Origin of the sequence: Ruminococcus flavefaciens ND2009, from assembly GCF_000621785.1 — a bacterium.
Lineage (GTDB): Bacteria > Bacillota > Clostridia > Oscillospirales > Ruminococcaceae > Ruminococcus > Ruminococcus flavefaciens_C.
Window position 1 is genome coordinate 26,335 of the sequence record NZ_JHXI01000015.1, and the last position, 15,649, is coordinate 41,983.

Annotated in this window: 8 protein-coding genes; all 8 read right to left on the reverse strand. The window is 49.9% G+C overall.

All coding sequences use genetic code 11. The features are described 5' to 3' along the window. Positions 1 to 486: 486 nt before the first annotated feature. The 8 genes from T488_RS0104510 to T488_RS0104545 all read right to left on the reverse strand — a co-directional run bounded on the left by T488_RS0104510 (position 487) and on the right by T488_RS0104545 (position 15,458). Positions 487 to 2,028 (reverse strand): leucine-rich repeat domain-containing protein, encoded by a 1,542-nt coding sequence (locus T488_RS0104510; protein WP_028519769.1) that lies wholly within the window; start codon positions 2,026 to 2,028, stop codon positions 487 to 489. After that, entirely contained in the window at positions 2,018 to 4,348 is a 2,331-nt protein-coding gene (locus T488_RS0104515; RefSeq protein WP_028519770.1) for a leucine-rich repeat domain-containing protein, read from the reverse strand. Before T488_RS0104515 ends, T488_RS0104510 begins: the two co-directional genes overlap by 11 nt. 115 nt (positions 4,349 to 4,463) lie before the next feature. After that, positions 4,464 to 5,501, reverse strand: coding sequence for a flagellin lysine-N-methylase (gene fliB, locus T488_RS0104520; RefSeq protein ID WP_028519771.1), 1,038 nt, complete (start codon positions 5,499 to 5,501; stop codon positions 4,464 to 4,466). Positions 5,502 to 5,531: 30 nt separating this feature from the next. Next, positions 5,532 to 7,484, reverse strand: coding sequence for a polysaccharide biosynthesis protein (locus T488_RS16970; RefSeq protein ID WP_051536267.1), 1,953 nt, complete (start codon positions 7,482 to 7,484; stop codon positions 5,532 to 5,534). Positions 7,485 to 7,531: 47 nt separating this feature from the next. Beyond that, positions 7,532 to 8,248: a CpsB/CapC family capsule biosynthesis tyrosine phosphatase gene (locus tag T488_RS16975; protein ID WP_051536271.1), complete on the reverse strand. Its 717-nt coding sequence runs from the start codon at positions 8,246 to 8,248 to the stop codon at positions 7,532 to 7,534. 299 nt (positions 8,249 to 8,547) lie between these two features. After that, positions 8,548 to 10,824, reverse strand: coding sequence for a cellulase family glycosylhydrolase (locus T488_RS0104535; RefSeq protein ID WP_028519772.1), 2,277 nt, complete (start codon positions 10,822 to 10,824; stop codon positions 8,548 to 8,550). 314 nt (positions 10,825 to 11,138) lie between these two features. Then, a complete protein-coding gene (locus tag T488_RS0104540; RefSeq protein ID WP_028519773.1) occupies positions 11,139 to 11,633 on the reverse strand; it encodes a CarD family transcriptional regulator in 495 nt (164 codons plus the stop codon). A 243-nt stretch (positions 11,634 to 11,876) separates the two neighbouring features. Then, on the reverse strand, positions 11,877 to 15,458 hold the full coding sequence (locus T488_RS0104545; protein WP_028519774.1) for a YfhO family protein: 3,582 nt from the start codon (positions 15,456 to 15,458) through the stop codon (positions 11,877 to 11,879). Positions 15,459 to 15,649: the final 191 nt, after the last annotated feature.

Below are 15,649 nucleotides of genomic sequence, written 5' to 3' on the forward strand. Positions count from 1 at the left end.
TCACAGCACTAAGGGGCATTGTGTTTTATTCAGTTGCTAAGGTAAATCAAAATTTATCGTAATACCTTGCGGCAACTATGAATGGGATTCCAAAGGGACTTTGTTCCTTTGGCAGAGTCCAGAGGCAGCGCCTCTGGCGGGGGTCAAGGGGCAGAGCCCCTTATTACGTCAGGCGCCTCGCAAGGGGTGAATCCAAAAACAGTCCGGTGGACTGTTTTTGGAGAGGGGACGCCTTGTAAGAGAAGGCGTCCCCTGGTTGAGCGGATGATAGTCGCCACTATAATACGAATTTTGTGGGACGTCGAGTGACTCCCTACGGTGTAGGGAGATGTCAGCGAAGCTGACAGAGGGTACGTGCAGCTGTTAGCTGCGCCGTCCCCTACATTATGATAAATTATGATTTGTCTTATTAAAAGTCAATAGAAAAGCCATAGTACTTCTGACGATATATCAGAAATACTATGGCTTAAACTTTTTTATCAGAAGTCAATCATCTTCATCGTCGTCTTCATCGTCGTCATCATCATCTTCATCGTCGTCATCGTCATCTTCATCGTCGTCATCGTCGTCATCGTCGTCATCGTCATCATCATCGTCGTCATTATCGTCCGCGATCTTCTTGTAATTCTTCTCCTCAGCTATCTCCTCAGCCTTCTTTTTGGCAGCCTTTTCTGCCTTTCTTGCAGCGGCAGGAGCTGTCTTTCGGCTGCGCTTCATGAGAACAAGTGCGAAAACTATGACCAGGATCACTACGGCGATCATCACCGCTATGAATGCGAATTTCATGATATTGCGGTCGGTGACGGTGTATTCAAGTCCCGAGGATTTTGCGTATTTTTCACCTGCTGAGCCTGCGAATACGCTCAGTGAGAAGTTCTGCATTTTCTCGCGCTGTGAGTTGTTGACTGTGAAGCCCACGGCGTTTTCGCCTATGGTCTTTACGCTTTTTGGAATGCTTACCTGCTGGAGCTTATCACATACCAGAAATGCGCTTGCGCCTATCTCATCAAGACCTTCGGGGAGAATGACCCTTTCCATTGCCATACAGTAGGCAAAGGCGTTTTCGCCTATGGTCTGTACAGTGGTGGGAATATCAACAGAGGTGATAGCCTGGTCGAACATGAATGCGCCGGTGCCTATGCTGTGAAGTCCCTCTGAAAGGTCCAGCCTTGTGATACCCGAGCAGTAGCTGAACGCCTCGTCACCTATGGTGGTGACTGTGGCAGGAAAGTGAAGGGCGGTTATCTCCGAACAGGTGGAGAATGCTCCGCTCTTGACTGCGGATACTCCGTCGGGGATACTGATCTCACCGGCGGTGTCAACTGAGGCGCGGTAGATAGACTTTTTGTCCTTGGACATGAGCATACCGTCCTCAAATACGAATGCGCTTGCGGCAGAGGCGTCGATGTCCTTTATGGAGAACCAGCTTCCCATGGCGTTGTCGCCTATGGTGGTGAGAGAGGCGGGGAGCCTGAAGCTGCTGATCGCAGGGCACTGATAGAAGGAGTATTCACCCAGCTCGGTGATGGTGTCGGGCAGATTTACCTGCTGGAGTTCGTCACAGAGGGCGAAGGTCATATCCTCTATCTTGGTCATGGTATCGGGAATGGTTATCTCTGTCAGTGAGCTGCAGCTGAAAAAGGCGTTATCGCCCAGGCTTTCCAGCTTCCTCGGCAGGGTGATCTTTTCCAGACCTGTACAGCCGTAGAAGGCGTGGCTGCCGATAGTCTTGACAGTATCGGGGAGCTTCAGCTCAGTGATCGCGGTGCAGTTTGAGAAAGCCTCATCGCCGATAGCGGTAATGGCTTTTCCGTTTCTCATGGAAGGCACTTCTGTAACAATAGTGGCGGTGCAGGATACGATCGTATAGGTATCATCGTCGTTGAGCTCATAGTAGAAAGAGCCGTCGCTCATCGGTTCACCTGTTACACCTGAAAGATTGTCTGCTGCTGCGCTGAACGGCACACAGCAGGCTGCAATAATGCCCGAAGCAAGAAATGCGGCGAGCTTTCTGAGATCAGTCTTCATCTTCATCGTCCTCCTCGTCCTCAGCTTCGTCGGCATCGTTGTTGTCGTCATCATCTTCAAGGTCGAGGGTATCATCATCGTCTTCGTCCTCGTCCTCATCATCGTCTTCCTCAGCTTCCTCAGCCTGCTTTTTGCGGCGCTGAGCTGCCTTTTCGCGCTTCTCCGCCAGTTCCTTTTCAGCCTTCTTTGCCTTTGCTTTGGAAGCTGCCTTTTTACCTATGAGTACAGCTATAAAGGCGAGTATGAGTGCTCCAAGGAAGCCGAGGAGTCTTACATCGTAATTCTTGCCGAAGAGCTCAACTGTGCCTGTGACTACGTCCATTCCGCAGCCCTTGGCGTATTTGTGGGCGGTGGAGTTCTTGGGGGCATAGAGCCTGAAGCCCTCAAGGAGGGCGTTTGTATCCTCCGGGTCGTCGGAATTTACCTTCTCCTGATAGATGTAGCCGAATGCGCAGGCGCCGATATCCGTCAGCGACTTGGGAAGGCGCAGCTTTTTCAGTGACTTGCAGTTATATAAGGCGTCGGAGCCTAATGTGGTCAGATTTTTCGTGAACTTTATTTTTTTCAGATTCTCGCAGTTCTCAAAGGCAAAGGCGTTGACAGTCTTTACGGAGGAAAGGTCAACGCTTTCCAGATTTACAGCCTTGTAGAATGCTGACTGAGCTATTTCCTTTACTGACTTGGGAGCGGTAAAGCTCTTGTCGGTCTTGCCTGCGGGATAGGCAACGAGAGTGGACTTGTCCTTGTTGTAGAGCACGCCGTCCTGTGAGCTGAAATTGCCGCTTCCGTCGGTAACGGTTATCTCCTCAAGGTTAGGGCAGTCTACAAAGGGCTCATCGTCGTTCCATTCCTTCAGCTCTCCCGAAAGGGTAAGCTTTTTGAGTGCCTTACAGTCGCAGAATACCAGCTCACCCATGGTCTCGGCGCCCTTTATCTCCACAGTTGAGAGAACAGAGCACTTGTCAAAGGCGTTGTTGCCGATAGTCTTTACGCTTGCGGGAATGGATATGGAAGTCAGGTTGGGACAGCCGTAGAAAGCCATCTCCCTTATCTCGTCAATGGACTCGGGGAGGATTATCTCCGAAGCCTGACAGGGGCTGAAGCAGGTGGGATATATCTTTACTATCTTGTTGCCGTCTATCTCCTCGGGAACAGTTACCTTTGCGTCAGTGGACTGGCAGGAGAGCAGTACAGCGCCGTTATCTGTGATCGCGTAGACGAAATCTCCGGAGGTTATCTGCTCAAGGCTGAGAAGCTCGCCCTGTTCCTCCTTAGCCTCACGGGTGAGGAAGTCGAAGTTGTTGACATAATCGTAATCCGAGTCTGCGTCAACAGCGTAAATCTGGGCGGCAGAGCCTGTGCTGCCGATTATGGTGAAGTCGCTGTCAGCGACGAATTCCCCTGTTTTGCTTGTAGAATAGCCGAATGCGCAGTAGCCTATATCGACCACAGAGTCGGGAATATCTATCTCCTTGAGCCCCGTATCAACGAAGGCGTACTGTCCTATGCTGATGAGGTTTTCGGGGAGAGTTATGCTCTCAAGGCTCTTACAGCCCGAGAAGGCAGCGCCGCCGATGTTCTCAAGAGTATCGGGAAGAAGCACCTCCGAAAGGTTCTTGCACTGTGAAAAAGCGTAGGAGCCAAGATCCGTAAGGCTGGTGCCGCTCATGTCTATCTTCTCCATGAACTTCATATCGCCGAATGCAAAGTAGTTCACTTCCTCAAGAGTTGAGGGGAGCTTGAGCTCAGAGAGGTCGGCGTCATAGAGACCGCCTGCGTAAATAGATGTTACGCCCTCGGGAACAGTGAAGCTCTTGCCTTCCTTCTTGGCAGGATAGGCGACAAGGGTCTTCTTGTCCTTGTCATAGAGGACTCCGTCCTCAGCAGTGAAGTATTTGCTGTTCTCAGCTACCTTTATCTCGGTGAGCACCGAGCAGTAGATAAAGGGATTATTTGCGGATATATAGTTCACCGAAGCAGGTATCTCAATGCTGGTGAAGGTGTTGTTTTCCATATCGTCGCCAAAGGCAGTGGTGCCCAGAGCGGCTACGGTAAGTCCGTCGATGGTGTCAGGGATAACAAGCGAAGTCCCTGTGGCGGTGCAGTTTTCAATACGGGCGTCGCCGTCCACAGTCTTTGTATACATGAAGTCGCCGCTGATGATATAGTCACCGTCGGGAGCGCCTTCCGTGGGCTCAAATTCCTCGGTCACGGCAGCGGACTCAGCCTTATTGTCCGCGAAGGACGCTGCGGGAGCGGCTCCGTAGGCGCACAGGAGAAGTCCTGCCACAAATGCGGCGATTTTTTTACGGTCAAACATAATATTACCCTCTCATTTTTCAGCTTTCTGGAGCTGTTAATTCTTATACATTATAGCACAATAGGCGTGATATTGCAATGAATTTCACTCATTTTTCGTAATTTGAGGCTTTTTTTCAGAATTCGTCCATATTTCCGCCCATAGACTCCGCAATGAGAGCTTTCAGCGACAGCAGGCTGAACTCAGGGGCTTCACCGAAGCGGAGCAGCAGCTCCTCCATATTCTCCTCGCAGTATTCCGTCTCCTTGGAGTAGTTTTTTGCTGTCCCGGCGCAGCTTTCGGGAGCGGAGCTGCCGCTCAGGCAGAAGAGCCTGTCCAGGATTATAAGGCTGAACACCGCGAATTTTGCGCGGCTCAGCACCTCTCCGTCAAACACGGCTTTCAGCAGATAGCGGAAGATGAAATAGCTGCCCAGTCTGCGGAGGAACACGTCTGTGCCGCTGCTGCGCTCAGGTGAGCAGGAGAGCCTTTCGGTACATTCCGCTATGTAGGGCTGCCACTTTTCGTCAATGGGTTCAAGCTCCGACAGCAGGGCAAATGCGCCGCGGAGAGCCGCTTCTGCTGCGACCTCGGTCTCCCCGTCGGGGAAGGGCATATCAATACAAAGCTGCATTTCCGAGGCAATATCCAGCAGGCGGCAGAGACAGTCACAGAGGGGCTTTTTCTCGTCCGCCAGGACTGTGAACATCTCCTCACGGGCGTCAAGGAGCATGGCAAAGAGCTCCTCATCATAATCCCCCGAGGCGGTCTCGTCGGGGGCCTCATCTTCGCAGAGGGCAAAGGGACGGGAAATTATCAGCTCCGCCGCAGCCTCGCAGCAGAGTCCCACGCCGCCCTCCTTCACAGAGCCGAACCACTCGTAATACCGCGGATGGTCGGAGCATATCCTGCACAGCTTGTCGCCGCCCAGCTCAGTGTAGATGTCGCATAGACCGCTTTTATTGAGAAAGGGACATCGCTCGTCCTCAGTGAGCAGGAAGGAGCCGTCACGTATGCTGCTGCGGAGCCTTTCACCGAATTTGCCGCCCACACCTGCGTAGTATCGGGCGGTATCCTCATCAATGTCAATCTCCCAGCCCTTGCAGCAGCTGTCGCGGCAGTCGCCTGCAATGCAGCGGAAATCCCTGTAATATGTGGGTGTCCTGTAAATCATATTATCCTCCAAAAACAAAGGGACTGTAAATCAGTCCCTTTTGATGTTTGCTATATTTTCCGTGTTTCTGTGCTCCTTGATGAGCTCCGCTCTGTTGAACTCCTCGGGAGTTATAAAGGTGGGAACTATCTCATGAAGGGCTTCGATAGCGGCTTCGTTGAGGTTTTCATTGGCAGCGTTGCGGAGCTTTCTCAGCTTCTTGATGAATACATCTCCGTCCAGGTGTATCTGCTTGCCGATGAAAATGAGCTCGTTGGAGGTTTTCTGAAGTCCCTCCTCGTCCATGAGCAGCTCCTCCTTCAGCTTTTCGCCGGGGCGGAGACCCGTGAACTTTATCTCCACATCTTTATAGGGCACCTTTCCGTACATACGGATAAGGTTTTCCGCAAGTCTTACGATGTGGACAGGCTGACCCATATCCAGGACGAATATCTCACCGCCGTGAGCGATGGCAGCAGCCTCAAGCACAAGGCTGACAGCCTCGGGTATGGTCATGAAGTATCTTATAACATCGGGGTGAGTGACTGTGACAGCCTTTCCCGATTCTATCTGCTTTCTGAAAAGAGGGATAACGGAGCCGTTTGAGCCGAGAACATTGCCGAAGCGTGTGGTCACGAACTCAGTGCAGCCATCCTTCTGCTGTGAGAGGTACTGTATTATCATCTCGCAGCAGCGCTTTGAAGCGCCCATAACGTTTGTGGGGTTCACCGCCTTGTCCGTAGAGATCATCACGAACTTTCTTACCTTATGGAACTGGGCAAGAGTAGCAGTATTGAAGGTGCCGATGACGTTGTTCTTGATAGCCTCCATAGGCGAGTTCTCCATAAGGGGAACGTGCTTGTGGGCAGCCGCGTGGAACACGATATCGGGCTTGTACTTTGCGAAAATGCTGTCCAGTCGGTAATAGTCCCTGACGGAGGCAATGAGCACCTTCAGGTCAAGGTCGTCGCCGTAGTCCATGAGCAGCTCCTGCTGCACATCATAGGCGTTGTTCTCATAAATATCCACAAGGATTATGCGTTCGGGGCTGTATCTTGCTATCTGGCGCACCAGCTCGGAGCCGATGGAGCCTCCTCCGCCTGTTACCATGCAGACCTTGCCGTGGATAAAGCGGCGTATCTCCTCGTTGTCGAACTTGACAGAGGCTCGTCCCAGGAGGTCCTCCACCTTTATATCGTGCATCTGGTTCAGCAGGGGAGTATTTCCGTTGTCGAAGATAAGGTTTCCTATGAAGGGCACCACCTTGACGGGGACATTTGTGCCCGAGCACACGTCAAGTATCCTCTTGCGCTCGTCCTCAAGGCATGAGGGGATAGCGAAGATTATCTGCTCGATGTGCTGCTGATCCGCGAATTTGATTATCTCTGAGGTAGTACCCACAACGGTAACGCCCTGTATCTCGGTGCCTATCTTGCTGCGGTCATCGTCGATGATGCAGACAGGCTCATATTCCGCCGAGACCTTGTCCCCCTCATAAGGAGACTTCCGTGCGTTCTCGATCTCCGTGAGTATCATGCGGCAGGTCTGACCGCCGCCTACTATCATAGTGCGCTTTCTGCCCTCTTCGGAGTTTATCCGTGAGAAGGTGACGAAGCTCTCCTTGAACAGGTATCTGAACAGACAGACGCCGATGAGGGTGAGCAGTGCGTGAAGGCATACATAGCTCAGGGCGATCTCGTTCCTGATGATGTAGACGAAGCTTCCCGCGGCGATAAACCCGAAGACGACTCCGTATAGGCAGGAGAGGTAATCGCGCCTGTTGAAGAATCTCCAGAGCTTGTTGTAGGCGCCGAATATGAGCAGACACCCGCAGCAGGTCACTGACCCGATAACGAAGCTCATGAGCATATCCGAGCGGCTTATATCCCGACCGAAGAAGGAGAGGATAAAGTTTGCGATGAGAGCGGCGGCTATGACGATAAAAGCGTCGGCAAAAGCGAGCACCACTCTGCGGAAGCTGAAGTTACCTATTAATTTTTTCAAAAGTCTTCCCCCCGTATCAACAGTTATACTGCCGATATTAGTCCCCCTTAACCGCTTGCGGAATCGCAGGCTGTGAGCACTTCAATACTGTTATCCTCAGCAGCGATAAAGTTATTTGAAGCCTCTAAGATCTCAGGGTCACATTCCTCCAAAATCATATCCCAGTTAGGGTGCCTTGCACCCATATTATGTGCATCGCTGCCGAAAACTATCCTTTTTTTATCGTCGATGAGCTGTTTTAACAGAGCCTTGTCCCGTTCAACGAGGAAAGCCTCATTGTTGAACTGGAAGACGGCGTCGGTTTTCAGCAGTCTCTCCATATTTTCGGCGGAGTAATACTCCGGATAGCGGTGAACATGAGCAAGTATAACGGTAAGACCGTATTCCGAGGTGATAGCCTCTATCTCCTCCAGCATCCAGTCCTCAAGATCGCGGAAGGGCAGCTCAAGGAGGATATTGCCCGTGTCTTCGATGGCGAGCCTGTCTATTCCGTGTATCTTTGATATTCCGTGTTCTATGGCGATCTCAGCGCCAAGCATTATATTCTGCACCGCAGCGAAGTCCGCGATGCTCTCATAGGCGATCTCGCGCCTGATAAGGTATTCTGTGAGAGATCTTTCCTCATGTGCATAGAAATGAGGTGTAGCGATTATCCTCTCTACGCCCTGTTCCTTCATAGTTTCGATCATGGCGAGGGAGGTATCCACATCGTATGCACCGTCATCGATCCCGGGCAGAATATGGCAATGGTAATCAGTAAGCATATTCAGTTGTCATCCTTTTGTTCATAAGTAGGTTGGGTTTATAATACATTAAAAAAGCATATATATGTCTCTGCTTTTGTTATAATTTTTGTGTTAAGGCTGTGATCGGTTAGTGTCCGATTACAGCGATACCGCTATAATTATATAACAGTTCGTATTGTTTTGTCAATAGGTTACAAAAGTTAATAATATATTATAATTCAATAGAGATAGTATCCATAACATATAAACGCGATGGCAAAAAGAAAATGCAGCTGCTGTTGCAGCTGCATTTCTGAGGTATGATTGAAAGAATTGGTTTATGCGTTAGCGGGTACGAGAGTCTCTCTGAGGTGGAGGAGGTACTCCTGAATGAAGAGAGCGTCGTTAGCTGTCAGACCCTCAGTTGACTTGTCAACGTCGCCGTTGAGCTTGCCTTCAGCCTTGAGGTGCTTAGCATCGCTTCCGTTCTCGCCGTACTTATCGGGGTTAGCAAGAGCCTGCATGATGAGGATAGCGTCAGCCAGCTCAACCTTTCCGTCACAGTTTGTATCACCGTAATTGATGTTCTGAACGGGAGCTGTAGTTGTAGTGGTTGTAGTAGTAGGTGTATCGGATGTAGTTGTAGTAGTGGTGGTTGTTGTAGTTGTAGTAGTTGTTGTTGTTGCAACATCACCTGCACCGATCTTTACGTCCTTGATCTCAACTATATCGAAGTTGCCCCATACCTGGAATTCAGCGTTGCCCTTGGGAACGTCTGCCAGCGGGATAGTAACTGTGAGTGTGCCGTCAGCACCGATAGTGCCATTCCACTCGATCTGTGTCCAGTCATCGCCCTTCATGAAGCCGAGAGCACCGTCGTTCTTTGTGCCTGCGGGGCCTGCGATAGTAACTGTGAGAGAATCTGTATCCTTAGCCTCTGAAAGGTCTACCTTCTTGATAAGAGCAGTAGCAACGGGCTCGGGGATATCTCCCTCGGGAGCGTTGAGGATAACGATAGAGTCAACGGTTGTTACGCCGAGAGTCTTTGCCTGCATATGAGCTATGAGAGCTGTATCCTTGCCCCATGCGTCGGGAAGCTTAGCCATGTTGAAGTAAGCAATTCCCTGCTCGCTGTCAATGCCGTAGGGCTTGAGCTCTGTCCAGTTGCCGTAGCTTGCGTCTGAGAAGCAGAGGATAGGATCTGCGCCTGTGTACTTGATAGCAACTTCCTTGCCCTCAAGCTTGTCAAATGTGATCTCGCCCTCGCCGCCGGGAGTTGTGTTCTGATATGTAGCAGCCTTGTCTACGTCGATCTCTGTAGGACCTGTGTAAACCTTTGTGCCCTCATCATAGTTCTGGTGAGTGAGCTTGGGAAGGTGCTTCTCGCTGCCCCAAGTGATGGAGCTGTCGTTCATGATCTCCATCATCTTGTTGATGATAGGAAGTGAATCCTCGTTCCATTCGCCTGTATTACGGTTGACATAGCCGTGGATCTCGCTGATATCCTGCTCGGAATCGTCAGGGTTCCTCAGCTGACCGTTATCCCAGAGACAGCAGGGGATACCGTACTTCTTTGTTGTTTTGAAATACTGATCTGTCCATGCAACTCTCGCCTCGGTGTTGCCGAAGTTTGATGTACCCATCTCGCCGATTACAACGGGGATGTCCTTATCGATGAAGGTATTGCGGATACCCTCGAGGATAGAAGCAAGGTTAGCGGAATATGTGCTTGTGAATACGGAGTGATCTGCGACTGCCTTATTCATTGTGAAGTCATAGGGGGTGTAAGCGTGTACCGAGATAGCAACGTAAGGATCGTTGGGAACATCGATAGCCTTGAGGAAGGTCTCCTCTGCGCTTGCACAGTAGCCGGGGAGCATCAGGAGACGGGTCTTTGCGTAAGGACCGTCTGTATTTCTGATAAGGTCAACGAAATCATGCTCAAGATCGTTGATAACGTCGCACTCGGGAACAGCCTTAGCAGCCCACCACTCATGATCTGTTTTAACAGCACGGGGCTCGTTCATGCACTCGAAGATGAGGTGCTGATCGTAATCCTTGAACTCCTCAGCGATCTGGGTCCATATTTTCAGGAGCTTTGGCTTGATGTCATCATAAGCGTTAACGAGGTCGGTCCTGTTTATCCAGTTCTCGTGGTGAACGTTGAGGATGATGTACATATCGTTCTTGATACCGTAGTCAACGACTTCCTTTACACGAGCCATCCACTCGGGATCAATGTTGTTATTCTCGTCCAGATGCTGGAACCATGTGGTAGGAACGCGGACTGTGTTGAAGCCCTTAGCCTTCAGAGCGTCGAAGAGCTGCTGATTAGCCTTGGGGCATCCCCAGCTGGTCTCGGTCTCAAGACCGGCGCTGTCCAGATCAATAGACTCTTTGGGATTATTGGGATCGGGCTTTGAGATCTTGGCGTCCAGAGTGTTGCCGAGGTTCCAGCCGATCTTCATGTTTTCTGTGATCTCAAAGGCTGTCATAGTTGTGCCTGCTGCGTCGGCGATGTCACCGATCGGAGCTATGCGGAGCGATGAGAACAGACACATAGCCGCAGCTGATATGCTGATGACACGCTTCACATTTTTAGAATTTGTGAACATACAATATTCCTCCCTAATATTAGTGTTGTTTTTTCTCGGGATCCAGTGCAGTAAATCCCTCTCTTTTTTTACAACTAAAGTTTAGCACAAACGTAGAATAAAGTCAATAGGATTTGTGCAAAATGCAACAATAGTTGCATAGAAATATCGGTTTTGAATTTAGTATAAATGTCTATAAGAAATTCAACAAACAAAACCCGAATATTTCAATTATATTATTTATATATAAGATTTCACACCGCAAGTCAAAACAGTTTTACTTTAGAATAAAAAAATTAACTCCGAATTGCTTTGTTCACAACTCGGAGCTGTTTTCATATGTGCTGTCTGATGTAGGGAAGGACCTCGTCCCTGCTGAGCCGGAGGGCGTATGCGAACTCGTCATAGAGCATATTTTCAGCCTCGTGAAGGAACCTTTCGTCCGATGAGCGGAGCTTCTTGTGCTGTGCAGCCAGCTCCTCGCCGTGGATATACAGTGTCTTGATGAGTCCGATTATCTTTCGGCGGTCGCCCGAGTCGATGACCTTGCGGTACTCCTCCTTGCGCCGGGACTCGTCCTCGATCCAGAACATATCCTCCCGGGGAATCTCGCTTATAAGCTCCTCCGCCTCGCTTCTGGAGCAGACGCTCCTCATGCGGCTTTTGAGCGCCTCGTTGTTGGTGGGGACGTAAAATGTGTTCTTGTTGTCGCTGACGGGGCGAAGAACGTAGTATTCCACGTTTTCGCCGCTGAAATCGTGATCCTCGATGGCGGTTATCATACAAACACCGTATGATGAGTAAACAACAGCGTCACCTGTGTTATACATGGTCATGCACCTCCGTAAAAAAAGAGTGCAGCCCTTTATCAACCGGATTTACGTCCTGATAGGGGGCTACACGTTGCTTTTAGTTATCTATACAATAATTATAGCATATTTTTGGCTGAAATGTCATAGGCATATTAGCTAAATCAGAATGATATTATTGTGCAAAAGGCGCATGGCAGCGTGTTTCTGCAAAAAAATAGCCCGTGAGCATAGCTGTTCACGGGCTTTTATCATATTATGATATTACTTCTTTTTCTTCTTGCCGCTGTTCTTTTTGGAAACTGTATGATGAACTGTTCCCTCAGCCTTTTCCTTGACTTCTTCAGCCTTTTCAGCGACTTCATCGGCGATCTCCTCAGCCTCGTCCGTTACTTCCTCGGCTTTTTCGGTGATCTCCTCGGCAGCTTCCTCGGCTTCATCAGCCACGTCTGTAATGCCCTCCTTCAGAGAAGCATCAGCGTTTCTGATGAATCTTTCGGCGTCGCTTTCGATCTCCTCGGCTTTGTCCTCGGCTTCTTCGGGCTCCTCCACTGCTATCTTGACAGCGGGCTTGGTCTTTTCCTTAGCCTTTTTCCTGGGCTTTTCCTCGGGAGCTTCCGTTTCCTCGGTCTCAGTCCCGGTATCTGCCTCGTCCTCCTCGGGAGCCTCCTTCACCTTTTCGATCTTGGACTTTTTCTTCTTCTTGCCCTTTGTGGTCTCGGCTTCCTTGTTGAGCTCTGCAACTATCTCCTCAACGGAATGGTTTTTGAAGAGTTCCTTTCTCTTCTTTCTTGCGATGAGGACCTTGTTGTGCTTCTTATCATAGAGATAGAAGGCGATAAGAGCGATAATTCCGAGTATAAGTGTGATCACGCCCGTATTGAATCCGGGAGGTGTATACTTCATTGAAACTGTGTGGTGACCTGCAGGGAGTCTGATACCTATCATGGTACCCAGGATAATTACCTCTCCGATGTTGCCCTGCTTGTTTTTGAGGACCTTTGCACCGGCTTCATTTGTCTCTTCAACGATGAGGCTGTCCACGGTCTCGCCGTCTACCTGTATCTTCCAGCCGGGCTCGTAGGGGATAGTGGTCATGAGTATCTGACCTTCCTGAGCGTCAACGTCACCAACAAGGTAGCGGTCGTTGGTCTTGCTCATATCCAGCTCCCACTGATGAGCCTTGAGCTTGTTGATGTCCTCGGTGAAGGCTTCCTCGTCAAGGTAGTAGAAGTTGAAGCCGGCGTTCTTTCTGACCATGATGTACTCGTTCTGACCTGTATAGCTTCCGTTGGGACCTGTGGGCGGGATAGTGAGTCTTACCTCGACCTCGTCGCCTTCCTTGAAGGGGCCCATTCTTACTATAGGAGAAGAGTTGGTGGTGAAGTACTGACCGTAGCCGTCAAATGCTTCTGTGCCTGTGTTCTGTCCTCTGTAGACTCCGTCCTCGCCCTTGACAGCTACCCATACGTTGCACTGACGTCTCATTTCAGAGCCCAGGTGCATATAGATGTTGCCGTCGTGGGGAACAGTTACGTCTACGTTTACAACGGCGTCGTTTACACCTGCGAATGCTTCATAGCAGTCGTGGATAGTGCCATTGTTGTTGTAATCGTGGAGATATACCTTTGTTTCGTCGTAGCTTACATTGCACTCAAGAGGTACATAGTAGGACTTGGGGACAATGGGTGCTGTGTAGTAGTCTGCGGTATTTCCTGTCATAGAGCTGAGGAAGTTGTTCAGACTGTTGAAGGGGTTATCGTTGCCCAGTCCTGAGAGTATTTGTATATCGTCGTCAGCCATGAAGCCGATATTGAGAGCGTTGGGGTTCTCATAAACGTCGATATGTGCGGGAACGTCCTTGTCCTTGGTATAGCTTGACTCGAATACCTTGACATATGAAGCGTCCAGCAGGTTCTTGCTGGTTGAGTTTCTTGCGGGGTCATCGAGTACGTACTTTATGCCCAGTATTGAGTCGGCAACAGGATTGCAGCCCTGATACTTTGACTCGAAGCTCTGGGTGAAGTAGCCCATGGTCTCGATGAATGTGATGGCTCTTGCGTTCATTACGGAGCTTGAGTGGGAAATACCCTTGAGACCGTATGCCAGAGGGTCATTTACCATTCTGTCAAAGGTCTTTTCAGCTCTGTAGAAGCCGCCGTCATATTCCTTGAGCTGCTTTACCACGTCGGGAGCAGTCATTATCTCGGTGTAGGTAGCCTTGCCGGAGTTTCCGACTTCCTTGAATATCTTTCTGAATGAGTCGAAGCAGTTATATCCGCACTCAAAGAAGATGAGACCTGCCATGAGTACTGTTATAGCGTTTCTTGCCTTCCTGGTCTTTGAATGGCTGTACATATATACGCCGATGAGGTATATAGCGCCAAGAATGAGACCGAAGGCGATAGTTCCCAGCCAGAGCTGCTCTGTGGTGTCAGAGGGATCCAGCTTTGCCTTGTAGGGAGTGATAGCTACATATTTGTACTTTTCCTCGTTGTAGTTGAACTTCTTCATCATTCCGCAGAATACAGCGGTGAGACCGCCTACTGTCACAGCGGATATGCCTGCGCTCAGCGGAGTCATCTTGTAGCCGTCCAGCTTTGAGAATATCTCGGCTGCCATGGATACAAGGACGAATGAGAGAAGGAATGAGTATCTGTAGGGGAGCCAGTTAGGATCCTGACCGCCGTGCCACATCATGTTGATGGGCTTTACATACATACTGAACACGAGGGCAAAGGTCATGAGACCGTAGCCTATCTTGTTGTTGCGTCTTATCTTCTTGTTCATGAAGAACAGAGGGAGAAGAACGAATGTGAGCACGCCGCAGTATATCTCGGGGCGTCCGTAGAAACGTGTTCCCTCGTCAACATTTACGGAGTAATACTGGTTGGGGAGCAGACAGGGCACGAGCTCAATAGGATTGAACATTGCCTTGTAGCTGTAATCCGGTACTGAGAAGTCGAACTTACCCAGAGCCAGTGCATTGTAAACGGGCAGTATCATGAAGCAGCTGCAGAACAGGACTATAACTGTTGACAATACCATAGTGCCGATGGTCTTGGCGTAGTCCTCTATGCCCTTGAATTTGCGCTTTGTTCCGAAGAATACATAGTAAACGAAGTAAAGCGCGATGAATATCGCTATCATGAAGCCGATATAGAAGTTAGCCACGAACATGACAGCTGTGGGGATGATATAGTTTATCTTTCGTCCGTCATCGACCAGGTATTCAACGCCCAGGATTATCAGGGGCAGGAATACTGGACCGTCTATCCACATGGGGTCGATGAGCTGTATAACGACGTATGCCATCATAGCATACATTGTCGAGAACATTATGGACTGAAGGGGTCTGAGACCCTTTGACTTCTGAGCGTAGATGCTGAAGGTAAGACCTGCGGCACCCACCTTTGTCATCTGCATTATCATCATGCTCTCGAGTATCATCTTCCTCGGGAGGAGCATGATTATCAGAGTGAACGGGCTGGCAAGGTAGTAGCCTATGATGCCCATGAAGCCGCCCGAAAGGTTTCGGCTCCAGCTGTAGAAGAAGCTTCCGTCGCCCCAGAAGGCTTTCCTGAGAGCTTCAAAGTAGTAGATATACTGACCGTTGAGGTCAAGGGTGAGAACTGAGCGCTCTCCGAAGGGGTAGACGTCAAAGCCGATGTAAGCTAAGAGCGTGAGCAGGAAGGGTATGATGAAAGACGCGAAGTAGAATATCGGTCTGATCTTGTTCCCTCTCTTCTCGGCTATGATGTCTGCGGCAGTTACAGCAGGACGTTTACTGCCGATCTTTTTGCGGGAGCTTGCTGTTGCAGCGCCCGCAGCGGTTGACTTAGCCAATTTTGTTCCTCCTTTTGTTCGGGCGTAAGGAAAGGTCCTGTCGGAGCAGGCTGCTTTTCAGCCCCGAAAAGACATAAGACCCGATTTTATACTATTTTCTATTATACTACAAATCTTCCCCTTTTGCAATAGTCAAATTTCCTCATTACTGCTTATTTTTTGGAGGAAAATTCTTCGCAGAAAGGGTGAGA

What these genes read in the sequence shown, in the direction of transcription:
- T488_RS0104535 (WP_028519772.1), bottom strand. Translation starts at nt 10,824, where the DNA reads ATGTTCACAAATTCTAAAAATGTGAAGCGTGTCATCAGCATATCAGCT.
- fliB (WP_028519771.1), bottom strand. Translation starts at nt 5,501, where the DNA reads ATGATTTACAGGACACCCACATATTACAGGGATTTCCGCTGCATTGCA.
- T488_RS0104515 (WP_028519770.1), bottom strand. Translation starts at nt 4,348, where the DNA reads ATGTTTGACCGTAAAAAAATCGCCGCATTTGTGGCAGGACTTCTCCTG.
- T488_RS0104540 (WP_028519773.1), bottom strand. Translation starts at nt 11,633, where the DNA reads ATGTATAACACAGGTGACGCTGTTGTTTACTCATCATACGGTGTTTGT.
- T488_RS16975 (WP_051536271.1), bottom strand. Translation starts at nt 8,248, where the DNA reads ATGCTTACTGATTACCATTGCCATATTCTGCCCGGGATCGATGACGGT.
- T488_RS0104510 (WP_028519769.1), bottom strand. Translation starts at nt 2,028, where the DNA reads ATGAAGACTGATCTCAGAAAGCTCGCCGCATTTCTTGCTTCGGGCATT.